This is a genomic window from Dolichospermum circinale AWQC131C (assembly GCF_000426905.1).
Classification (GTDB): domain Bacteria; phylum Cyanobacteriota; class Cyanobacteriia; order Cyanobacteriales; family Nostocaceae; genus Dolichospermum; species Dolichospermum circinale.
Genome location: NZ_KE384617.1, coordinates 30727 through 52884, shown reverse-complemented (window position 1 = coordinate 52884; position 22158 = coordinate 30727). Strand labels below are relative to the sequence as shown.

Sequence of the window (22158 nt, the reverse complement as noted above, 5' to 3'; positions counted from 1 at the left end):
TTTATCAAGAAAAGATCACTATTCTTTTCTTCTTTACCTCGGAGAATGAAAACCCCCTGCTTGGATAGCGGCCACAGTTCCACCTGTGCCACCACCGACTACTAATACATCGGTTGTATAAATTTGATTCATGTTATCTTTGTAAGATTACGGCAATTTTGCTGGTAAATAAACCACGGCTTTTTTTTTCGCGCAGAGGAGGAAGATAATCAAGGTGTGGTTTAAATGGCCCAAAACTGCTGTAAATTAAAAGTTAAAAGACATTTATCACAAATGCTCAAAAACCGTGGGTTGGATTAAGCGATAGTGTAACCCAACAAAAACTTTGATCATGTTAGGTTTGTTTAGGTTAACCCAACCTACAGCTATGAAATTACAGCGATTATCTTCTTATGTATTAGAAGATCCATTCAATTTATTAACCATTAGCTAAATCTTTCTTTGTACTACTTTTGGTCCTAGTTAGTTACTAGAACAGGGTAAAGCGTAATGTGCTTTACCGTTCTATAAAGTCTAATTACAATTTAGTCCCGCACTCAGAACAGAAATTATGATTAGCTTGGTTTTGTGTGCCACAATTGCTGCAAGAAATTGATTCTACAGCGGTTTTTGGTGTTTGTTTAGGTAGACCAACCATTTGGGAGTTATTCTTGCCAGGGGCTACCATGGGATAGCAGTTTTCATCTCTGGTAACATGAACATTGACAATGACTGGTCCATTATGTTTCAGCACTTCGGCAATTTTATCTGCCAATTCTTCCCGCTGACTAATTACCATGCCTTTAATACCATAAGCCTGGGCTAAAAGCTCAATATCAGGCATTCCTACTTCCATGTTAGAAGATGAATAACGCTGGCCATAGAAGGCTTCTTGCCATTGTCGCACCATTCCCTGCCAACCGTTATTTAAAATTATGGTCTTGACATTAATTCCATATTGTGCTAGTGTTCCCAATTCTTGTAAACACATTTGGAAACTGGCATCACCGCTGATACAGATTACTTCTTCGTCTGGAAATGCTACCTTTACGCCCATGGCCGCTGGAACACCAAAACCCATTGTGCCTAAACCGGCGCTAGAAATCCAGCGTCTTGGACCATTTTTGAGGAATTGGGCAGCCCACATTTGATGTTGACCAACATCTGTGGTGTAAAATGCGTGCGGAGCTTGTCTACCAACTTCGACAATTACTTCTTGGGGTGAAATACTATCGGCATGATGGGGTACAATTAAAGGGTAATCTTGTCGCCAACGGTTAATTAGGTTTAACCATTCTTGGTTTTGGTTTGGTGTGGCTTTCCTCTTTGCGTCTTGACATCGGTGTAATAGGTCTTTTAAGACGTTTTTTACATCCCCCACAATGGGAACTTCGGGAACGCGGTTTTTACCGACTTCTGCGGGGTCAATGTCAATGTGAATGACTTTGGCTAAGGAGGCAAATTCGTCTAGTTTTCCTGTAACTCGGTCATCAAATCTCGCCCCAACGCAAATTAATAAATCACAATTTGTCACAGCAAAGTTTGCGTAGGCTGTGCCGTGCATTCCCAACATTCCCAAAGACAGGGAATGATGTTCGTCAAATGCACCGATACCCATTAAGGTGGTGGTGACGGGAATATTGAATAATTCGGCTAGTTGTTTGACTTCTTCATGGGCATTGGCTGCGATCGCTCCCCCTCCAACATACAACAAAGGGCGACGACTTTCCCGAATTAATTGAATGGCGGCATTAATTTGGCGGGGATTTCCCTTGACTGTGGGACGATAACCCGGTAATTTAATTGAACCTGGGGCTACAGGAACATAATCAAATTCTTCTAAGGCTACATCTTTAGGAACATCAATTAAAACAGGACCAGGTCTACCTGTACTGGCAATGTGGAAAGCTTCAGCGACAATCCGCGCCATATCTTTAGCATCACGAACTACGTAAGAATGCTTAACAATGGGTAAAGTAATCCCATAAATATCTGTTTCCTGAAAAGCATCTGTACCAATTGCGGCTCGTGGTACTTGTCCTGTGACTACAATCATGGGTATGGAATCCATGTAAGCTGTAGCAATACCTGTGACTAAGTTTGTTGCCCCTGGTCCAGAAGTACCAAAACATACTCCTACCTTACCAGTAGCACGGGCGTAACCGTCAGCAGCGTGGGATGCTCCTTGTTCGTGTCTAACTAAGATATGCTTAACTGTACCCGCTGCTTCTATTTTGTAGAGGTCATCATAAATGGGTAGAATTGCGCCACCGGGATAACCAAAAATATGCTCAACACCATGACGAATAAGACTATCTATGAGCGCGAAACCTCCAGAAGTCCGTTGGGGGTGAACTGGGGAATTTGGGGATACAGAAGACTGGTTGTGATTTTCAGATTTTGGGGGACTGATGGAAGAAGACGAAAGCACGGTTTAGGCCTCAAGGTATAACTAAAATTAACGCTTAGATTTTGTATTTTAAGACTTGATTTTAATTTAAAAATTCTCACAGATCATAAATTCAGATGCGATGAGAATAGATTTAGATTGTACAACCTTAGATCACATCTTGCAATACTTTACGAGTATTTTGCCAGGACCAGATACCGATAGCTCCCACAAATACACTCATTCCTAATAATACAACAGATAAACCAAAGGCATTAACTAATTTGGTTGTAATTAATAGGGGTGCGGTCAGGGCGATATTAATGGCATGATTTTGAAAGCCAAAGACTTTACCGTGCATTTCTGGTGGTGTTTGTTGCTGAATCAAGGTTTGCATTGGCACGTTAACAAAAGCTGCACCTATGCCTAAGAAAATACAGAGTCCTAATGCTAAGGGTTGGTTGTCAATAAAAATGAATAAACCTAGAGAGAATGCCATAGTTATAAACCCAATTAAAGGCAAGGGTTTATGATGTAAACGATGGCCGAAATGCCCTAAAATAGCCGCACCTATCACCATACCCACCCCAGCAGCAGCGACAAAGGAGCTAAATTCTTCCGGTGCTAAATGTAACCTAGCAGCCATACCAATGGCTAATTCTATCAGGGCAGCAAATACGCAGTATAAGGTGACAATTTGCAGCATAGCATTCCATACTAGCCGATTTTGTTTGAGATAGCGTAGTCCTAATATAAATTCAGACCAGGGATTAATTGGGGCTGTCTCTTGGTTAATTTGTCTGTGTTCCCGAAAATGAATGGGCATCATGATCAGGGCAGAAAGCAGGTATAAGCAGCCAACTACCAATTCTTTACCAAAGCCCTTGTTAAAACTTTCAAACCAATTTAACATAGGGGTAGCCACGGCATTACCAATAATTAACGCAGCCATCATTGTGCTGCTGAATAAGGCATTGGCAGCCATTAAACCTTCTTTTTTGACCAAAAGCGGAATAGCAGCCTGTTCTGCTGGGGCAAAAAACTGGGTAATGGTGGAGATAGAAAAGGTGAAGAAGAGGAGAATGGCAAATTCTCGCGGTAGGAAGGGAATTAAGATCATTAACACCCCACGCACCGCATCTGAACCAACCATAATCAGTTTTTTTGGTACACGGTCAACGATAATACCACCGACAGAACCAAACAACATGGCTGGGACGGTAAATGCCATATACAAATAAAAACGCCCGTCTTCTCCTCCACTATTAATGGGCAAATAGAGTTTGAGTAAGGCAATCATTAATACAAAAAATACCTTGTCAGCCAATTGGGAAATCAGTTGTCCAATCCATAGAAGCATAAAGCCTCTATTTTTTACCAGCGCTGCAAATCCGTGATTAATAGTAGTAGATTCGTTATGCAACATTAGATACTTTTACTTTGAGAATAATTGGGGTAATTACGCATGACATAATCAAGGTTAGGGGCAAAAAAAGGGAGATGTCGAGATGAATTACTTTTGATTAATAATAAGCTTTTCGGTAACATTTTTCCTAATTCCTGAAATAATCACTATTGATTATCATACTGTTGTAATATGAAATTGAGAAATTCACAGGCGGTCAGGTAGTTTTTGGGTGGAGAGAACCCAGAGGGGGGGTTTACCCATTTCCCTGGGACTGTTTGGGGGGACTGCCACATTGATAGATGGTCAACTGCTGGATCTGCGTAAAAGTTATTTTCTTTTATACCGAGATAAGCTGAAGTCCAATGAGTGTAATAATCATGACTTAAACGATGAATGGGAAAGTTGCCTCCTAGAGGGACTCCCCAACCGTCAATGGCAATAAAAGCCTGAACGTGACCTCCCAAAAGTTGCCACCCTGTAGCAGCACCTATACCTCCAATTACACCCGCACTAAAGCATAAGAATATCAGAGGAGATTCTAGCTTATCACGGAGGCGATCGCGCAAGAAATGTAAAATATGAAATGTTGATAAAGTTAAATAGCCTTCTCCTGGAAAAATTAGTATATCTACTGGCTTTTTCATGTTAAAACTTTTTCTGTCTTGATTTAAGCATTCTTGGATAAAGCTTTGAGTTAATTCTGGTGCATGAATTCCGGGACAAATAATAATGGGCATTTATTTTTTATTTTCTGATTTGTCATAATTTTCTACTAAATTAACATGAAAATTTACCGCAGATGAACGCAGATAAACGCTGATAAAGAAAAAGGATAATTATTCTGTGTAGCTTTGGAGAAAATTGGTCGGATTCGTGAATAATTAGTTTTATAATAAGTGCAAAAATTTTTTGATCTTAAATTAGATTATGCAAACTGACTATTTACTAAATCTACCTCTCATGGGTTGCGGAACTTGGGCTTGGGGAAATCAATTACTTTGGGGATACAATCAAAGTATGGATAACCAGTTGCAAGAGGTATTTAATCTCTGTGTTAGCAATGGTGTGACATTATTTGATACGGGTGATTCCTACGGTACTGGCAAATTAAAAGGACGCAGTGAGTTACTTTTAGGAAAATTTTGCCAAGAATATCAAGAAATAAATAAAGAGAATATTTGTATTGCGACTAAGTTGGCTGCATACCCTTGGAGGTGGACTAGAAACTCGATTATATCAGCTTGTCATAGCTCGGCAAAAAGATTAGGTAAAAATGTTGATTTGGTGCAAATGCACTGGTCTACAGCTAATTATGCACCTTGGCAAGAAGTGGGTTTATTAGATGGTTTAGCGGATTTATATGAGCAAGGTTTAGTTAAAGGTGTGGGTTTGTCTAATTATGGGACAAAAAGACTTAAATGGGTGCATAAAAGATTTCAGGAAAGAGGGATACCTATTAAAACTTTGCAGGTACAATATTCACTTTTATCTACTTATCCAGTCACGGAATTAGGTTTAAAGGAAGTTTGTGATGATTTGGGAATTAGGTTAATTGCTTATAGTCCTTTAGGGTTGGGTTTATTAACCGGGAAGTTTTCGGAAAATGGGAGTTTTCCTAAAGGTATTCGTGGGTTATTATGTAAGCAGTTATTACCAGGAATGAAACCACTTTTAGGATGTTTACAGGCCATAGCAAATACCAGAAATAAAACTATGTCTCAGGTAGCTATTAATTGGTGTATTAGTAAAGGTACGATTCCTATTCCTGGCGCTAAAAATCTGGAACAAGCAAAGGAGAATATTGGGGCTTTAGCTTGGTTTTTGAGTGATAGTGAGGTGATAGAATTAGATGCTGCTGCTAATAGGGTGGAGAAGAAAATGGTGCAGAATATTTTTCAAACTAAGTAATCAGTAATATTCAACCCCATAACAAAAGAATCATGGTACAAACTTCTACTTTTATATTTCGTCTTTCCCAAGGACATTTGAATTTACTCACAGTTTGTCCTCGCAAATTCCAATATAGCTATTTAGAACAACTTAACACACCCATAGATCCTCAAAAGGAAGAATATCAAATTTTGGGTAGTCGTTTTCACTTACTTATGCAGCAGCGAGAAATGGGTTTATCCATTCATAATTTGTTAAAAGCAAATCCTCAATTAGAAAATTGGATGACTGATTTTACGAAAATTGCCCCGGAAATATTTACAACTAATATTAATAATCATCATCAAACTTTTCGAGAAAGTGAACATTATCGAACTTTGCAAATTGGAGACTACTTACTCACAGTTATTTATGATTTATTAATTACTGATCAAAATCAAGCTCAAATTCTCGACTGGAAAACCTATCCCCAACCACCAAAACCAGAAATATTAGCCCAAAATTGGCAAACAAAACTGTATATGTATATATTGGCAGAAACTAGTAACTATCTATCAGAAAATATCTCCATGACCTACTGGTTTGTACAATCAAAAGGGCAAACTAAAAATATCAAATTCACTTATAATGCACAACAACATCAAAAAACAGCACAGGAATTAAATCAATTATTAAACAACCTGACAAAATGGGTCAGAGATTATGAACATAATACACCATTACCACTTAAAGAATCTGATCAAATCTGTGAATCTTGTCAATTTGCTGTGCGGTGTCACCGTCAAAAAAACAAGGAAATAACTATGAATATTAACCAGCATTTTCCTAACTTAGAAAATATTGCAGAAGTATCACTTTAAACTTTAAAATTTAAACTTTAAGTAATACTTGATTATTATTTGCATCTTAGCGCGAAACTCTAATGGAATGGATTTTAAAAACGACTGAAAAACCCCCTGGTTGGTTTATTGAATTGGTGAAACGCTACGCACCGGGAATAAATGGTAATTTTGCTGCCCAATTATTTTGGCAACGGGAAATTAGATCTGAGGAAAAATTGGCGGCTTTTATTGATTATCAAGTTTATCAAAGTGCTGATTTTCAGGAATTTGGACAGGAAATGAATTTGGCTGTACAACGGTTAATAACTGCGGGAAAAAAAGGAGAAAAAATTGCTATTTGGGGAGATTTTGATGCCGACGGAATTACTGCCACTGCGGTATTATGGGATGGTTTGGGTGAATTTTTTCTACAACATCGTCAATTAAGTTATTATATTCCCAATCGTTTCACAGAATCTCATGGTTTAAATAGGTCGGGAATTGATATTTTAGCAAAGGCAGGTTGTAAGTTAATTGTTACTTGTGATACGGGAAGTACGAATGTTTCAGAAGTCATTTATGCCCAAAGTTTAGGGATAGATGTTATTATTACAGACCATCATACATTACCTTTAAAACGTCCTCCAGTCGTCGCAATTATTAATCCTCGTTATTTACCACGGGAACATCCTTTATTTCATCTTTCTGGTGTTGCAGTTGCTTATAAATTGGTGGAGGCTTTATATGCAGCTTTACCAGATATTCCCACAAATCCCTTAACTGATTTATTAGATTTAGTTGCAATAGGATTAATTGCAGATTTGGTGCAATTAAGTGGAGATTGTCGTTATTTAGCACAATTGGGAATTAAACAATTACACACAGATTATAAAAAATCACCAACAGCTAGAAGCAGGCCTGGTGTGGGTAAATTACTAGAATTATGCCAGAAAAATGGCGATCGCCCTACAGATATTTCCTTTGGTTTGGGACCGCGAATTAATGCTATTAGTCGCATTCATGGTGACGCTAGTTTTTGTGTGGAATTATTGACGAGTAGAGATATTGAACGTTGTCAAAAACTCGCAGAAGAAACGGAATTAGCTAATTCTCGTCGCAAGTCTTTACAAAAAGATGTTCAAGCACAAGTTACTAAAAAACTCGCACAATTAGACTTATCAACTACTAGTGTTATTGTTTTAGAAGATTCTCAATGGTCTGCTGGTGTTTTGGGTTTGGTTGCTGGCCAAATAGCCCAGGAAACAGGTCGTCCGACAATTTTGTTAAGCACAGAAGGAAAGGAAAAAGAAGCAGATTCTAGCCAATTTATAGCGCGAGGTTCAGCACGTTCTGTGAATAACATTGATTTATATCAATTAGTTCAAGAACAAGCTCATTTATTACATCGTTTTGGTGGACATCCTTTCGCAGCCGGTTTGAGTTTATTAGTAGAAAATATCCCTTTATTTACCGCGGCAATTAATCAGAAATTAAGGCAATCTTTAGGAGGAATTAATCTAACTGCAACGGTAGAAGCTGATTTAGTGGTGACAGTTGCAGATTTAGGTAAAGATTTATTTTTAGAACTGAAACTTTTAGAACCCTGTGGTATGGGAAATCCTATTCCCAAATTATTAATTAAAAATTGTTGGTTTGAAAATTTTTGGCATAAAAATCAACAGGATTTCCAAGGTAATAAAGTACAATATATTAAAACGGATTTTAGTATTCGAGATGATTCTACTAATAATGCTTTTCCAGGTATTTGGTGGGGACATTATAAAGAGGAATTACCTATTGGTAGATGTGATTGTATTGCCGAAATTGATTTTAATAGTTTTAAAAAACGCTATGAAATTAGATTAATTGCAGTTCGTTCTCATGTTGAAGATGAACTCAAAAATCATAATTATCCTCTAATTTTAGACGCGAGAAATCTAGAAAATTCCCAGGAAATTACCAATGAAAAATCACTATTAATTATGAAAGATTGTCCTACTAATTGGGAGGAGTTACGATTATGGTTCAAAAAATCTCTTGATCATCAACAACAATTAGTTATTGCTTGGAGAAAACCCCATAATCAAGAACCCAGAGATATTTGGTTAACTTTGTTAGGTATTGCTAAATATCTCAGTCGCACAAATAAATCTGTTAGCTGTATGCAGATTTTAGCAAGACTGGATATTAGTAAACAAAGCCTATATTTAGGATTGGAAGCTTTACAATATTTAGGGTTTATCGTCAAAATTAAAGATGATTATTTACAAATAATCTGGGATTCTATAGATGATCAAAAACCTGCTGATCATCTGATTAACCAATTTTTAGCTGCCGTTAGAGAAGAACAATTTCAACGGGATTATTTTTTTCATGTTCCTTTATCTATTATTGTTGCCATGATCATTGATTTTTCCCCAGTCTCAAAAAAAGGGGTGAATTAATGACGATTTCCCAGCACCCCAATCTCCATGTCAGGAGTGGGGTTTGCAGTTATACAAGTATCAAGTATCAAATGAACATTATATTATGTATTGAGATCAAAATCTCAGCCGTGACCTGTGATTTTGGTATAAATTAGTTAAAATGGATAGGAAAATAAATTACTCATGTTCAAACTGAGAAATTAGAGAAATAGGAAAATAAATAATTGTCCTCTTCTACTTATTCACAAAAATAGATGATTTATCTGGAGATTTAAGAGTTATCATATTTAGTAAAGATAAATTAAAAAACTTTTATAAACCCAAATTAATGTGGTGTATTCTCCAAAAGTTTGTGTTTCCCAACCTAGCTGTCCTATTCATTTAGTTAGCAAAACAGGACAAGCTGTAGAGATTTCGATTCATACTCCCAGTCCATATATCTGTGCTAACTGTGAACAGATATTACCAGACTGGAAACAACAACAGTTTTTGTGGGTGGTGCTTGTCTTGCAACAATCACGATATCCTCTGGAGGAAATGACCGCAGAAACGGAGAAAGAAAAAGAAAAACTGCGGGAAAAATTTATGCGGTTTGGTTGCGATGTAGCATTTAATTTGCGCGATCGCGGGTATTTAACGGACTTGATCGATCCCCGTACAGGTTATCCATTACTATCTCATTCCGGTGTATTTCCCCATGATGATACAGCAGTAGCGCAAGCCTTACTAAAATATCCCGCAATTGAAAATAAATGCCATGTCCTTGTACATCCTGATTGGGGAACTGCCGTTTATCCTAGTGTTATGCTTTCGGAAGCTCCCCCAGATATGATTGAGTTAGTGACTAAAGCTGTAGCACCAATGCACGGGTGGATAGAAAATTAAAAACTTGAGACTTGTGCATTTATGCTCCCAATTGCTGCCGTTGCTAAATTTGCGAAAATAAATGTGTAGGCTAGAATTACTAAGCTTTTAGCAATAAGTCAGAGGAAGGGAGTATGGATAGTAACAACTGGTTGGAACAGCTAATGATGTTGGGTATTGGCACAACTTCTTTAGTGGCAGATAAACTTAAACAAGTTAGTGATGAACTGGTAAAGGATGGTAAACTCAATCCTGATCAAGCCAAGGCCGTCATGGATGATCTTGTTCATCAATTAAAGTCCGAACAAGGCGGTTGGGATGAGCAAATGCAACGTCAAATACGAAATGTAATGCAGGATTTGGGAGTTGCGCGTCAGTCAGAAGTGGACGAATTACGGGGTAGAATTGACAGGTTAGAGCGTCAAGTTCGTGATTTGGAAAATAAACTGTGGCGCTAAAATGTCCTTTGTGATTTACACTAATTTGTGTTCTGTCGGTAATCTGATTACCAGTAATTAAAACAGAGAGGGCTGATTTTGAAAGGAATTTTCCTCAGCGTGGTGTTAATGCTGGTATGTGTTGGCGTTTTAGTATTTACTCAAATTAGCGGTCAAAAAAATGCTGCTATCGGTAATGAATCGCCCCAAACACAACCAACCACCACTATCATTCAAGAAAACAATACTCCAAGAGCGAACAATACTATGTCCCCAGCCAATGCTGTTACTACCCCTTCTGGGCTAAAATATGTTGAACTAGAAGAGGGAACTGGTGCAACTCCCCAAACTGGACAAACCGTTGTAGTTCACTACACCGGCACTTTGGAAGATGGGACTAAATTTGATAGCTCACGCGATCGCAATCAACCCTTTAGCTTTAAAATCGGTGTAGGACAGGTAATTAAAGGTTGGGACGAAGGACTAAGCACTATGAAAGTAGGTGGCCGTCGTCAATTAATCATCCCTTCAGAGTTAGGTTATGGTGCGCGAGGTGCAGGTAACGTAATTCCCCCCCACTCTACTTTACTTTTTGATGTGGAATTGTTAGCTATTAAATAAGTAAGTAGAGATAGTTAAATATAACATTGGCGGGCAGAATCTACAATAGATTATCACCTTTGCAAAGTGGGTTTGAAGCCCGCCATAGTCCTAACAAAAATTCAGATTACTCGATGATGAATACTTCTGATTTTGGCAAATCTTCTGGCTTTAGCTTTGATTTTCTCCCACCTCACCCCAGTCAAGATACTGATTTACTCCAACAGTTATATTTTGTCCCTGGGTTGAAGGAAATCCTGCTTTTACGTCAAGTTCACGCTTTAGAACACGCTACTGTTTGGCTATTGGGAGAAACTAAAAACTCCTATTCCCGCTTAGAAATAACTACTAACGATCAATTAGTAGATGATCAATTATTAGGTGGTTTGTCTACCGAACAAGGATTTTTTCTCTATGGTGATGTGAATATTAGTGATTTACGACGCGCAGTAACATTAGCCCAACATCGTCTTATCAGTGGAGAATGGGGTTTAGCTGTACATCCCCGTTGCGGCACGAATCTATCTGTAACTATGCTTTTAAATTTAGTGTTGGCGGCATCTGTACCTTTTATACTACCATTTCGACCAATTGAACAGCTTATTGGTTTGGGTTTAGCAGCAACAGCAGCAACGGAACTTGCACCAGATATGGGAATGTTTACTCAGCGTTATATTACCACTTCTATTCCTTTTAATTTAGCTATTGAAAATATTACTGTCGCTCGTGATTTATGGGGGAAGGAAGGTCATTTTGTTAAGGTATATTGGCAAGATTAGGAGTGAGGAATGAAGAATTAAGAATGAAGAATGAAGAATTAAGAATGAAGAATGAAGAATTAAGAATTAAGAATTAAGAATGAAGAAACTTTTGGACTTACACTTTTATTTATAAAATAAAATCTAAAGTTAGATATTTAGTATGATGAGAAAGCTTTACTTTTTAGTTCCGGGTACAGATGGTAGGTTTGCTTGTGGTGGTCTTTGGGCAGAGTTGAAAACCGTTAATTTGGTTCGAGAATTTTGCTCTGCTGAGGTAGTTACTTATCGTCAAAAAGAATCTGGTAAGTTGTTTTTAGATGATTTATTACGAGAGAAAATTTTAGAAAATTTAGATGATTTCATTTTTGTAATTAGCTGGGGATTTGATGTTGCTAAATTGGCTGCTAAGTTGCGAGGATATAATCTGATTTATCATGCTCATAGTGCCGGTTATAAGATTGATTTACCATCTAATATTCCCATAATTACGGTTAGTAGAAATACTCTGGGTTATTGGGGACAAAAATCACCACATTCTCTGATTTATTATTTACCAAATCAAATTAGTGAGGAATTTACTAATTTACATCAAAGTCGAGATATTGATGTTTTAGTCCAAACTCGAAAATCTTCTCAATATTTAATTAAGTCTTTAATTCCCGCTTTGAAAAAAAAATGTCGTGTCTTGGTTGTTGATAGTTATGTAGAAAATTTACCAGTTTTATTCAATCGTGCTAAAATTTACCTTTATGATTCTGCGGAATATTGGCAATTACAAGGGGTTAGTGAAGGATTTGGTTTACAACCAATGGAAGCCCTAGCTTGTGGTTGTCACGTCTTTTCTAGCGTCAATGGGGGATTATCTGATTATTTAGATCCGGGTTTTAATTGTTATAAAATCGCTGGTTATGCTTTAGAATATGATTTAGCCAAGATTTTACAGGTTCTAGAAGCAACAACATTATCAACTTTATCGGAAACAGTTTTAGCAGAATATAGAAAGGAAAATATTATTCAACGTTTAAAGGTAATTTTAGCAGAAATTAATGATTTCTTTGATCATAAAAATCATTACTCAACTAAAATTCCAGATTTAACAAAAATCCAGTTAGCAAAATTATTTGTAGAAAGAATTTTTGCTAAAATTCAAAAAAAATATTTACAGGGTAATTAGGAATTTTATGAATAAACGATTGTTGGTTACTGGGGGTGCTGGGTTTATTGGTGCAAATTTTGTCCATCATTGGTGTCAAAATTATCCAAATGATAGATTAGTGGTCTTAGATGCTCTTACCTACGCTGGAAATCTCTCTAATTTGACCTCGGTTGCATCAAAAGCAAATTTCCGCTTTGTCCAGGGAGATATATGCGATCGCTCTTTAGTTGAAAAACTACTTTTAGAGGAAAATATAGATACTATAGCCCATTTTGCGGCTGAATCTCACGTTGATCGTTCTATTACTGGACCGGCTGCATTTGTCCAAACTAATGTGGTGGGAACTTTTACTCTTTTAGAAGCTTTTCGTCAACATTGGGAAGCAAAAACACAACCCCATAATTATCTATTTCTTCATGTTTCTACCGATGAAGTTTATGGTAGTCTCACCCCAGATCAACCAGCATTTTCCGAAACTACAGCTTATAGTCCCAATAGTCCCTATTCAGCCTCAAAAGCTGGAAGTGATCATTTAGTTCGTGCTTATTATCATACCTATAAATTACCCACAATTATCACCAATTGCTCAAATAATTATGGTGCTTTTCAATTTCCAGAAAAGTTAATTCCTTTGATGTGTATTAATATTCTCACAGGTAAAAAATTACCTGTTTACGGTGATGGAAAAAATGTCCGCGATTGGTTATATGTTGGTGATCATTGTCAAGCTTTAGATGTGGTAATTCATCAAGGAAAACCAGGAGAAAACTACAATATTGGGGGGAATAATGAAGTTGAAAATATCAGCCTTGTGCAAAATTTATGTCAAATTATGAATGAGTTAGCACCAGATTTACCAGTCTATCCAGCGGAAAAATTAATTACTTTTGTTAAGGATAGACCTGGACATGATCGAAGATATGCTATTAATGCTAATAAGCTGAAAACAGAATTGGGTTGGAATCCATCTGTCACCATTACTCAAGGTTTACGTTTAACTGTAGAATGGTATCTTAGTAATCGTGATTGGTGGAAACCTTTGTTATAGTAGCTGATAGCTATGGGTGACTAGAAGTCGCGGCTATACAGACAAAACCCATCTTCATGGGTTTAAAATCCTAATGATGAATGGGAAATTTAGATTGAAGTAGATTTCTGACAGCTACTTCTAAATCACTTTCTTTCAATAAAGATTCTCCCATAATCACTGTTTGTACCCCAGCGTCAGCAACTAAAGATAAATCATCAGGTGTTTCTATTCCTGATTCACTAATCACTAAAATTCCTAACTTTTGGAGTTGAGATTTCCTAGTCGCTAATAATTCCTGAGTGGTGTTAATATTGACGGTGAAATCAGTTAAATTCTGATTATTAATTGAAATTATCCGTATATCTTCCAATTCCAGAACTCTATCCAAATCAGTTAAATTATGAACTTGGATGACAGCATTCATTCCTAAGTAGTGAATTACTCGTAAAAAGTTTTTTAGGTCTTTATCTGCAAGAATAGCAGCCATTAATAATACCGCATCTGCACCAGCGGAACGCGCTAAATAAATTTGACAAGGATCAATGATAAAATCTTTGCAAAGTAAAGGTAATGCTACCCGATATCTGATAGCACGCAAATGATCAAAACCACCTTGAAAAAACTTTTGATCAGTAACAACAGATATACAAGATGCTCCTCCACGTTTATAAGCTTGAGCAATAGTAACTGGTTCAAAATCTTGTCTAATTACACCTTGATAAAGGGATACTTTTCTCACTTCTGCAATTAAACTAGGTTTATAAATACTCTGCTGTAAAGCCGTCAAAAAGTCCCGCACAGTAGGAGCAGCAGTTAACTGACGTTGCAAGGAAGCCCAAGACATATCTTGCTGCATTTGTGCAACTTCTAGTTTTTTATACCACACAATTTCCTTGAGAATTGCTTGCATTTGAGGATGATAAATTGTGATTAGATGGATAATAAAATCTAGATGAGGGTGATAAATTATTTTTTTTAAAACTTCACCTTTCCCTTTTATTTTCTGAAAAACTCAATTTCAAAACCGCAGCCACTTTGATTTGACATCAAACCTATCAACTTTTGCCATAGGTGGCTGATTTTGCTCGGAATTACCGAGTAAACGGTTAGTTTTCAATAATCTAATATATGTACGGTAGGGTATATAGTCTGTAGGGTTGTAACCAGAAAATTGTAAAACTAAAACACAAGCCCAAGAATATTTTCCGCCTATAATTGCTTTAATTATCTGTTCTATTTGCTCAGTCTTGATCTTTTTACTAATGGATGGATTATACCCAGTAATATCTTGGTTCATGATTTTTCTCCTGTTTCTCAATAAGAATGGTGCGATCGTTTTTGAGGATTTCCTCGCTATTTATCAGTCACAGCTTCTTTACTAAGACTATCTAAATTCAAGTTCCCAATACATGAACTATTTTTTGATTGACATGACCATTTTTTTGCTCTTATTTTCTTAAATGTTTGTTAAATATCAGAATTTTGATTTTTAAATATACAGCAGATTTTAACTTGGTATAAAATATTTTCATTTTTAGAAGTTGTTTTAACAGTCTAAATTCATAGAAAACGCCCTGATCAAAAGCAGCTTAGAATGTAAGTCACACAGGCTCAAGTTTGAGCTATCACAATTACTAATTTTTTATATCCCCCATTAGTATGATTATTGCCAGCCAATTTGATCGAAAACATACTCCTGATGACAGATGACTGCTGATATTATTCCGTAGTTAAATTTTAAAGACAGAGAATTTACTGAAATCACGTAAAAAACTCACAGTTTACTTATGGAAAGCAAAAGGCAACACTAAAATCTTTATTGCTTTTTATGTTTACAAGTTTAAGTCTTAGGGTGGCTCAATTAGAAAGCAATAAAAAAACAATTATTGTTTCATGCAACTAAATGAAAAGTATTTATTATTTGTTGTTAAAATTAAGTTTATTCAGACTTAAATGTGAAGCGGCCAAAAACTAATTACTAATTGAGATCATAACAATTATTAAGATTGTATGAACTCTTTGATCTGATTTTGTGTTAATTATTGCTCAAATTATATCTGGATTTGTAAGTGATTTATTACAGAGTTTAGTAATAGTTAAACACCTCAAAATTTAGTGATTGGAATAATTAATTATGTACGAAATATCAAAAAAAATTATCGTCATTGATCATGATGCTTTCAGTCGCAATTTGATCTTAGATTGTCTTCAATCTGAGGGTTATGATACCATAAGTGCAGAAAATGGGATGATGGGACTGGAATTAATAAAACAATATTTACCTGACTTGGTAATTTGTGATGTGGTCATGCCAGATATGGATGGTTATACTGTATTAAGTAACCTGCGGGAAAATTCATTAACAGCAATTATTCCTTTCATTTTTTTGACTGCTATTAATACAAAGGAGTCTTTACGAAAAGCCATGGAATTGGGAGCAGATGATTATTTAACTAAACCTGTAACAACAAATGAGTTATTGCGGGCTATTGCTATTAGATTACAAAAACAAGCTCTTTTTAGATCTTGGTATGCTACAAATTCCCATCAATTAGCACCAGCGGAATTATTGACTAAATCAGTAAATTGTCAGTCAATTTTTCCTATTATTCCCAATTTGAAAAATGTTTTTGATTATATTGAAGCTAATTATCAAGAAGGAATTACTTCCTCTGATGTTGCGGAAGCTGTGGGCTATTCTTCTGCATATCTAACTCATCAAGTTGCGAAACAAACAGGAAAACCAATAAATGTTTGGATTATTAAACGGCGAATGGTAGCAGCCCTGGCTTTATTAAAAAATACCCATCAGACAGTTGAAGAAATTGCTGCTCAAGTAGGTTATAAGGATACTTGTCATTTCTCCCGACAGTTTCGCCAACATCATGGTTTATCTCCCACCCATTGGCGGAAAAAACATCAGTTAACTTCAAGTTCTACAAATACCAAGTTGCAATTTATTAAAAATGAAAATAATTCACCATTAGCTAAACCTGTACCTGTAGTTAGTAGGACAGGGACAAGTTTTAAATAAAATTAAAATTAACTACTTTTAGGATTAGTTAATTGCTGAATAATCAGTTGAATTGCTAAGGCTAATAAGCCCAAAGCAACTAATCCAAATATTCCCATTCCCAAAGCGACTACACCTACTACTAAGGTACGCACAGCCGAACCAATGTTAATTACCATTTGGTTATCGGAATGGATGGGTTTACGGGCAAAAGTAGTGGCGATTGATATCATCAGAGAATAAGCCGTAAATGCAAATCCCCCTGACATAATTGCCCCGGTAAGACAGCGTAAAGGGGTGGGTGGTACTTGAGTGGAAATATCTGCTGATGGTGTTTGTTTTGGTTCATTCATAATAGTTTAAAATCGAAGATGAATAGGTTTTAAGGTGTGAAGCAACTGGAAGCCGCTACTAAACTGTACTGCATTGAATTTGTATAATTCTAGCGGGCAGGATGCCCGCACCACAAGATTTAACCATATTAATGATCCAATTAACCTATTTTAATTCCATGTTTAATTGTCCGCGTTACAAACAATTCTAAATCTTGATCGGGAATAGCTTCACGTATTCGCTGCTTGACTATTTCTCCTTGATTTTGAGATTCGACAATAGCAAAAACTGAAGGACCAGAACCGGACATCATTGTTCCTAAAACTTCTTTTTGATTGGCGAATAATTCTCTTAATTGCAATACTTGGGGGTAAGCTGGTAGTACAACTTTTTCTAAATCATTATGTATTTTTTGGGCAATTTCTTCTGTATTTCGATGTAAAATGGCCTTGACCATGGCTTCTGAATGAAATGCACTAGCACGGGCAGCAAAAGTATCTGTATCTTGAATATAGTTAATGCCAAATTGTTGCCGATAGGTTTTATATGCCCAAGGTGTGGAAACTTCTAAACTGCGATATTTTGCTAATACTATATGTAGATTATCTAAACTTTGGAGGGGTGAAAGTTTTTCACCTCTACCAGTGGCAATAGCTGTTCCTCCACCAATACAAAATGGTACATCTGAACCGAGATTTGCGCCTAATTCTTCTAATTCTGATTGCGTTAATCCCAAATCCCAAAGTAAATCTATTCCTACTAATACGGCTGCGGCATTGCTAGAACCTCCAGCTAAACCAGCAGCAACCGGAATATTTTTTTTGATGGTAATATCAACACCGCCAAAATTACTAAAAGCCTGGGGAAATTCCTTGGCCATTAATTCCGCTGCTTTGTAAACTAGATTAGTTTGATCTGTGGGTACTTGGGGGTGATTACAGTAGATACGAATATTTTCAGTGCTGGCAGTATGGATATCAATTTGGTCGGATAAATCTATGCTTTGGAGTATCATTGCTAATTCATGATATCCGTCAGTACGACTGCCGATAATTTCCAAATACAGGTTGATTTTTGCTGGTGCAATTAAACTATAAGAACGCATAATGTTTATTGATGTCTATTTGAACATTCATCATATTTGTGGGGTCCAGTAATGGATAATTGGTAATTGGGAAAATTCCAGAGTTAAGACAAGTGTTTTGATGATCTCTCCTGCTATTGATTCCCTATGGTATTTACCAGTGATACCCATTGTATAACACTGAGGTCTTCAGCGCGAACTTGGGGATTTATTTCTAATTGTTCCAGAAATTGTGTCAAGCGATCGCGGTCAATGACTGATTGTAAATTATTTCTTAACATTTTCCGTTTTGATCCAAATCCCAATTTAACTAAATTTTCTAATTTTTGGGGGTCATGGGCTGGAATTGCTATTTTTTTAGGGGTCAACCGCACTACAGCGGAATCTACCTTGGGTGGTGGTACAAATGCAGCAGCGGGAACTGTACAAATTAACTCACAATCTGCCAAATATTGCACCCGTACGGACAATGCGCCAAAAGTTCGAGAACCCGGTTTAGCATATAATCTTTCTGCTACTTCTTTTTGCACTAATAAAACAATAGAATCAAAAGGTTTTGGGTTAGGATGAGAAATAGTTCCCAGTAACTTTTCAATAATTGGACCAGTGATATTATAGGGAATATTCGCAACAACTTTATTCTGGTTTTGAAAATTAGCAAATGCTGTTAATTGTGACGGTAAATCAAGAGTCAGAAAATCACCTTGTAAGAGTAAAAAATTTTCTTTTTCACCTATTTGTTTGACGAGTAATTTACACAAATCCCGGTCAATTTCTACCGCAAGTAAAGATTTCACCAGTGGTAATAAACGACGGGTTAAAATTCCTGTACCGGGTCCAATTTCCAGAATTTTATCATTTTCTTGACAATTAGCGGCTTGGACAATTGCGTTAAGTGCTTTATCACTTTTTAACCAATGTTGAGCGAACTGTTTACGGGGTTGAATCATGTTGTTAAAAGGGAACAGGGAACAGGGAACAGGGAACAGGGAACAGGGAACACAGGAAGAAAGACAGAATTGATACCTACTGAGTCTTGTATGGCTACGCCACCCAAGCTATCAAAAATCAAATAGGAGTCCTATACAGTAATACTGTTAAAATATGCTCTAATAATCAATCATTTCTAATTTACCATCTTTAACTAATTTAAACTTTGTTCCTCGCCATTTAATAGTATTACCAAAAAAGCCACAACACCAAATTATAGATCTCACTATATCCGCAAAGGGAATTAACCAGAAAAACTTTTTAGTTACTGGGTCATTGAGGACTTTTACTCCTACCACCCAAGCCATAATTAATCGCATTACCAAAGTTATGGCTAAAACCAACCATGAGAAAATAGCAGCACTAGTTGTTACCAACAATAGTAAACTAGAAATTGTCCCAAAAGTAAATACTAATCCCCGATAACCCCAAGGACGAGAAACGCGAATACAACGGGCCCAGCGAATTTGACGATTAATAGAATCTAATAAATTACTATGTCCTAGTGCGTGTTCTACGATATAGTGAGATAATGCAATTTTATCCCCTGCTTGGGTTGGTAAATAACCGAGTTGATAATCATCTGCTAAATAATCGGCCACTGCTGCAAAACCGCCAATTTTTGCTAATGTTGTTTTACGGATAACAATGGTTGATCCCAAAGCGAATTTTATCCCCTCTAATTGTTTGCTGACTAAAATACTGGGTTGAAAATCTGTAGCTGTACAAATAGCTTCTAAAATGGTAGCTATTCCTTGGGCTGTGGAACGATATAAACAGGTAACAACACCAATTTTTTTATCTTGTAATGGTTGAATGACTGTTTTTAAATATTCCGAACAGACACGAATATCACTATCAGCAATTAATAAAATATCATATTTAGCAATGGTGACAGCATTAGCTAAATTACTAATTTTCAAATTTGCGCCCAGAACGTAATCATTTATTACTAAAGTAATATCTATTTCTGGAAATTGTTGTTTGAGTTGGTCAACTAATTCTATACTAGGATCTGTAGAACTGCGAACACAAAAAATAATTTGATATTGGGGGTAATCTTGTTGACAAAATGAGGCTAAGTTGGTGTAAGTCCCTTTATCAACACCACAAAGGGGTTTGAGAATGGTGACAGGGGGATGAAATTCTGGGTTTATGGGGGGAGAGTTACGCAAAAAAGCGATCGCTGTATAAACCCCATAGGTGTAGAATAAGATGGCTGATAAACAAAGAATTAACATCAAGGGAAGGGAGTCAGGGACTAAAACAACTGACAACTGACTATTAACAATTGACATAATGAATCTAATTTACTTTCTTTTACGTTCTGCTTGGAAAATGGTAGCAATAGCCATTATTACAGGTTTTTTGAGTGGTGGTAGTAGTGCGGGATTAATTGCTTTAATTAGTAGTGCTGCGAGTCAAAGCAATACTTCACCTCTGACAACTATAGCCTGGGGTTTCGTTGCTTTAGTTCTCGTTGCCTTAATTACCGGCGTAATTTCCCAAATCATGTTAATTCGCTTATCTCAAAATGCGGTTTTGCGATTAAGAATGCGGTTAAGTCGGCAAATATTAGAATCGGAATTAAGTCATTTAGAACAATTAGGAAATCCGCGCTTATTAGCAACTTTAACAGAAGATGTTCAAGCGGTAGCCAATGCTGTATATGTGATTCCCTTTTTATGTATTGATATGTCCATGGCTTTAGGATGTTTACTATATATAACTTGGCTATCTTGGTTAGTGTTCATCATGGTTTTGGTTTTAATGCTAGTAGCTATTGGTAGTTGTAAATGGCTATTAGATAGAGGAGAAAAATTATTAGCTTTAGCCCGGGAAGATCAAGACATTTTATTTAAAAATTTTAGCACGATTACCGCAGGAATCAAAGAACTCAAACTACATTATCAAAGGCGGCAATTTTTCCTAACTCATCGTTTAGAAGCCACAGCCAGTAGATTTAGAAATCATAATGTACAAGGTTTAACTTTATTTGCGACAACTACCAGTTGGGGAAAATTAATATTTTTCTTTGCCATTGGTTTTGTCCTTTTCATTTTACCACATTTATTCGCCATTGATGCCGAAACTTTATCTGGTTACATTCTCACATTTACTTATTTAATGTTACCCATGGATAATATTTCCAATAATTTACCATTAATTAGTAAAGCCAGCGTAGCGTTACAAAAAATTGAATCTTTAGGGTTATCTTTAGCTAGTCGGGCTGAAATTGCCACTACACCTCCTAATTTTCTCACAAATTGGCACAGTTTACAACTCAAAAATGTTACTCATGCTTATTACACAGATAAAGAAGATAATAGCTTTATTCTTGGTCCAATTAATCTTACTCTTTATCCCCAAGAATTAGTTTTTATTGTTGGTGGAAATGGCAGCGGTAAATCATCTTTAGCCAAACTAATTACTGGATTATATATTCCTGACAATGGGGAAATTATCTTAGATCAAAATTCGATTACCGAAGCCAACCGCGAATGGTATCGGCAACATTTTTCTGTAGTATTTTCAGATTTTTACTTATTTGAAGAACTGCTAGGATTAGAAAATCATAACTTAGATATTCAAGCCCAAAAATATTTACAGAAATTGCAACTTGATCATAAAGTCAAAATCGAAAATGGACAACTTTCCACCACAGCCCTTTCCCAAGGACAACGAAAACGCCTCGCATTATTAACAGCATATTTAGAAAATCGCCCAATTTATCTATTTGATGAATGGGCTGCTGATCAAGATCCATTATTCAAAGATGTATTCTATACTCAATTATTACCAGAATTAAAAGCACAGGGAAAAACCATCTTAGTAATTAGTCACGATGATCATTATTTTCATTTAGCTGATAGAATTATTAAATTAAACTACGGTCAAATTGAATTTGATAAACTCCCACAAACTTAGAAAATCAGGACTTAGCCAAAATACAGAGGTTTCCGCTCTTATGAGGTAT

20 protein-coding genes are annotated in these 22158 nt (G+C 36.3%); 11 read left to right on the top strand and 9 right to left on the bottom strand.

Annotated features, from left to right (window positions below):
* Positions 1 to 517: 517 nt before the first annotated feature.
* From ilvB to ACIR131C_RS0113165, 3 genes are all read right to left on the bottom strand, one after another.
* Positions 518 to 2410, bottom strand: coding sequence for a biosynthetic-type acetolactate synthase large subunit (gene ilvB, locus ACIR131C_RS0113175; RefSeq protein ID WP_028090577.1), 1893 nt, complete (start codon positions 2408 to 2410; stop codon positions 518 to 520).
* Between the two features lie 127 nt (positions 2411 to 2537).
* The gene (locus ACIR131C_RS0113170) at positions 2538 to 3794 is read right to left on the bottom strand and encodes an MFS transporter (protein ID WP_028090576.1); all 1257 of its coding nucleotides are present in this window, start codon (positions 3792 to 3794) and stop codon (positions 2538 to 2540) included.
* A gap of 146 nt (positions 3795 to 3940) precedes the next feature.
* A complete protein-coding gene (locus ACIR131C_RS0113165) occupies positions 3941 to 4513 on the bottom strand; it encodes a hypothetical protein (protein WP_028090575.1) in 573 nt (190 codons plus the stop codon).
* 190 nt (positions 4514 to 4703) lie between these two features.
* Here ACIR131C_RS0113165 and ACIR131C_RS0113160 point away from each other — a divergent pair, with 190 nt between their 5' ends.
* The 9 genes from ACIR131C_RS0113160 to rfbB all read left to right on the top strand — a co-directional run bounded on the left by ACIR131C_RS0113160 (position 4704) and on the right by rfbB (position 13779).
* Positions 4704 to 5684, top strand: a complete 981-nt coding sequence (locus ACIR131C_RS0113160; RefSeq protein WP_028090574.1) for an aldo/keto reductase — start codon at positions 4704 to 4706, stop codon at positions 5682 to 5684.
* A 32-nt stretch (positions 5685 to 5716) separates the two neighbouring features.
* The gene (locus ACIR131C_RS0113155) at positions 5717 to 6526 is read left to right on the top strand and encodes a PD-(D/E)XK nuclease family protein (protein ID WP_028090573.1); all 810 of its coding nucleotides are present in this window, start codon (positions 5717 to 5719) and stop codon (positions 6524 to 6526) included.
* A gap of 62 nt (positions 6527 to 6588) precedes the next feature.
* Positions 6589 to 8931 carry a single-stranded-DNA-specific exonuclease RecJ gene (recJ, locus tag ACIR131C_RS0113150; protein ID WP_028090572.1) on the top strand — a complete coding sequence of 781 codons (2343 nt, stop codon included), beginning with the start codon at positions 6589 to 6591 and terminating at the stop codon, positions 8929 to 8931.
* Positions 8932 to 9243: 312 nt separating this feature from the next.
* On the top strand, positions 9244 to 9798 hold the full coding sequence (locus ACIR131C_RS0113145) for a methylmalonic aciduria and homocystinuria type D protein (protein WP_028090571.1): 555 nt from the start codon (positions 9244 to 9246) through the stop codon (positions 9796 to 9798).
* Between the two features lie 113 nt (positions 9799 to 9911).
* Positions 9912 to 10235 (top strand): phasin family protein, encoded by a 324-nt coding sequence (locus tag ACIR131C_RS0113140; protein WP_028090570.1) that lies wholly within the window; start codon positions 9912 to 9914, stop codon positions 10233 to 10235.
* Positions 10236 to 10313: 78 nt separating this feature from the next.
* Entirely contained in the window at positions 10314 to 10835 is a 522-nt protein-coding gene (locus ACIR131C_RS0113135) for an FKBP-type peptidyl-prolyl cis-trans isomerase (protein WP_071604773.1), read from the top strand.
* A gap of 116 nt (positions 10836 to 10951) precedes the next feature.
* Complete coding sequence (locus ACIR131C_RS0113130) at positions 10952 to 11593, top strand: DUF6391 domain-containing protein (protein ID WP_028090569.1); 642 nt, start codon at positions 10952 to 10954, stop codon at positions 11591 to 11593.
* 145 nt (positions 11594 to 11738) lie between these two features.
* The gene (locus ACIR131C_RS0113125; RefSeq protein WP_028090568.1) at positions 11739 to 12749 is read left to right on the top strand and encodes a glycosyltransferase; all 1011 of its coding nucleotides are present in this window, start codon (positions 11739 to 11741) and stop codon (positions 12747 to 12749) included.
* A gap of 7 nt (positions 12750 to 12756) precedes the next feature.
* Complete coding sequence (rfbB, locus tag ACIR131C_RS22690; RefSeq protein WP_035372017.1) at positions 12757 to 13779, top strand: dTDP-glucose 4,6-dehydratase; 1023 nt, start codon at positions 12757 to 12759, stop codon at positions 13777 to 13779.
* Between the two features lie 70 nt (positions 13780 to 13849).
* On the opposite strand, the gene ACIR131C_RS0113115 is transcribed toward rfbB, so the two are convergent.
* On the bottom strand, positions 13850 to 14704 hold the full coding sequence (locus ACIR131C_RS0113115; RefSeq protein WP_028090567.1) for an indole-3-glycerol phosphate synthase TrpC: 855 nt from the start codon (positions 14702 to 14704) through the stop codon (positions 13850 to 13852).
* Positions 14705 to 14779: 75 nt separating this feature from the next.
* On the bottom strand, positions 14780 to 15058 hold the full coding sequence (locus ACIR131C_RS0113110) for a HetP family heterocyst commitment protein (protein ID WP_028090566.1): 279 nt from the start codon (positions 15056 to 15058) through the stop codon (positions 14780 to 14782).
* 837 nt (positions 15059 to 15895) lie between these two features.
* On the opposite strand from ACIR131C_RS0113110, the gene ACIR131C_RS0113105 reads away from it, so the two are divergent.
* On the top strand, positions 15896 to 16795 hold the full coding sequence (locus tag ACIR131C_RS0113105) for a response regulator transcription factor (RefSeq protein ID WP_035372015.1): 900 nt from the start codon (positions 15896 to 15898) through the stop codon (positions 16793 to 16795).
* An 8-nt stretch (positions 16796 to 16803) separates the two neighbouring features.
* Here the strand turns inward: ACIR131C_RS0113105 and ACIR131C_RS0113100 are convergent, their stop codons facing one another.
* From ACIR131C_RS0113100 to hpnI, 4 genes are all read right to left on the bottom strand, one after another.
* A complete protein-coding gene (locus ACIR131C_RS0113100; RefSeq protein ID WP_028090564.1) occupies positions 16804 to 17127 on the bottom strand; it encodes a DUF3082 domain-containing protein in 324 nt (107 codons plus the stop codon).
* A gap of 140 nt (positions 17128 to 17267) precedes the next feature.
* Positions 17268 to 18212 carry a 4-(cytidine 5'-diphospho)-2-C-methyl-D-erythritol kinase gene (gene ispE / locus ACIR131C_RS0113095; protein ID WP_028090563.1) on the bottom strand — a complete coding sequence of 315 codons (945 nt, stop codon included), beginning with the start codon at positions 18210 to 18212 and terminating at the stop codon, positions 17268 to 17270.
* Positions 18213 to 18325: 113 nt separating this feature from the next.
* Positions 18326 to 19141, bottom strand: coding sequence for a 16S rRNA (adenine(1518)-N(6)/adenine(1519)-N(6))-dimethyltransferase RsmA (rsmA, locus tag ACIR131C_RS0113090; RefSeq protein WP_028082335.1), 816 nt, complete (start codon positions 19139 to 19141; stop codon positions 18326 to 18328).
* A gap of 159 nt (positions 19142 to 19300) precedes the next feature.
* The gene (gene hpnI / locus ACIR131C_RS0113085; protein WP_028090562.1) at positions 19301 to 20479 is read right to left on the bottom strand and encodes a bacteriohopanetetrol glucosamine biosynthesis glycosyltransferase HpnI; all 1179 of its coding nucleotides are present in this window, start codon (positions 20477 to 20479) and stop codon (positions 19301 to 19303) included.
* Between the two features lies 1 nt (position 20480).
* On the opposite strand from hpnI, the gene ACIR131C_RS0113080 reads away from it, so the two are divergent.
* Positions 20481 to 22109, top strand: a complete 1629-nt coding sequence (locus ACIR131C_RS0113080) for a cyclic peptide export ABC transporter (RefSeq protein ID WP_028090561.1) — start codon at positions 20481 to 20483, stop codon at positions 22107 to 22109.
* The last annotated feature ends 49 nt before the right edge of the window (positions 22110 to 22158 follow it).

Coding starts and splice junctions, on each gene's coding strand:
- ACIR131C_RS0113125 (WP_028090568.1), top strand. CDS start 11,739: ATGAGAAAGCTTTACTTTTTAGTTCCGGGTACAGATGGTAGGTTTGCT.
- ACIR131C_RS0113170 (WP_028090576.1), bottom strand. CDS start 3,794: ATGTTGCATAACGAATCTACTACTATTAATCACGGATTTGCAGCGCTG.
- ispE (WP_028090563.1), bottom strand. CDS start 18,212: ATGCGTTCTTATAGTTTAATTGCACCAGCAAAAATCAACCTGTATTTG.
- rsmA (WP_028082335.1), bottom strand. CDS start 19,141: ATGATTCAACCCCGTAAACAGTTCGCTCAACATTGGTTAAAAAGTGAT.
- hpnI (WP_028090562.1), bottom strand. CDS start 20,479: ATGTCAATTGTTAATAGTCAGTTGTCAGTTGTTTTAGTCCCTGACTCC.
- ACIR131C_RS0113165 (WP_028090575.1), bottom strand. CDS start 4,513: ATGCCCATTATTATTTGTCCCGGAATTCATGCACCAGAATTAACTCAA.
- ACIR131C_RS0113110 (WP_028090566.1), bottom strand. CDS start 15,058: ATGAACCAAGATATTACTGGGTATAATCCATCCATTAGTAAAAAGATC.
- ACIR131C_RS0113105 (WP_035372015.1), top strand. CDS start 15,896: ATGTACGAAATATCAAAAAAAATTATCGTCATTGATCATGATGCTTTC.
- ACIR131C_RS0113140 (WP_028090570.1), top strand. CDS start 9,912: ATGGATAGTAACAACTGGTTGGAACAGCTAATGATGTTGGGTATTGGC.
- recJ (WP_028090572.1), top strand. CDS start 6,589: ATGGAATGGATTTTAAAAACGACTGAAAAACCCCCTGGTTGGTTTATT.
- ACIR131C_RS0113160 (WP_028090574.1), top strand. CDS start 4,704: ATGCAAACTGACTATTTACTAAATCTACCTCTCATGGGTTGCGGAACT.
- ACIR131C_RS0113100 (WP_028090564.1), bottom strand. CDS start 17,127: ATGAATGAACCAAAACAAACACCATCAGCAGATATTTCCACTCAAGTA.
- rfbB (WP_035372017.1), top strand. CDS start 12,757: ATGAATAAACGATTGTTGGTTACTGGGGGTGCTGGGTTTATTGGTGCA.
- ACIR131C_RS0113080 (WP_028090561.1), top strand. CDS start 20,481: ATGAATCTAATTTACTTTCTTTTACGTTCTGCTTGGAAAATGGTAGCA.
- ACIR131C_RS0113130 (WP_028090569.1), top strand. CDS start 10,952: ATGAATACTTCTGATTTTGGCAAATCTTCTGGCTTTAGCTTTGATTTT.
- ACIR131C_RS0113155 (WP_028090573.1), top strand. CDS start 5,717: ATGGTACAAACTTCTACTTTTATATTTCGTCTTTCCCAAGGACATTTG.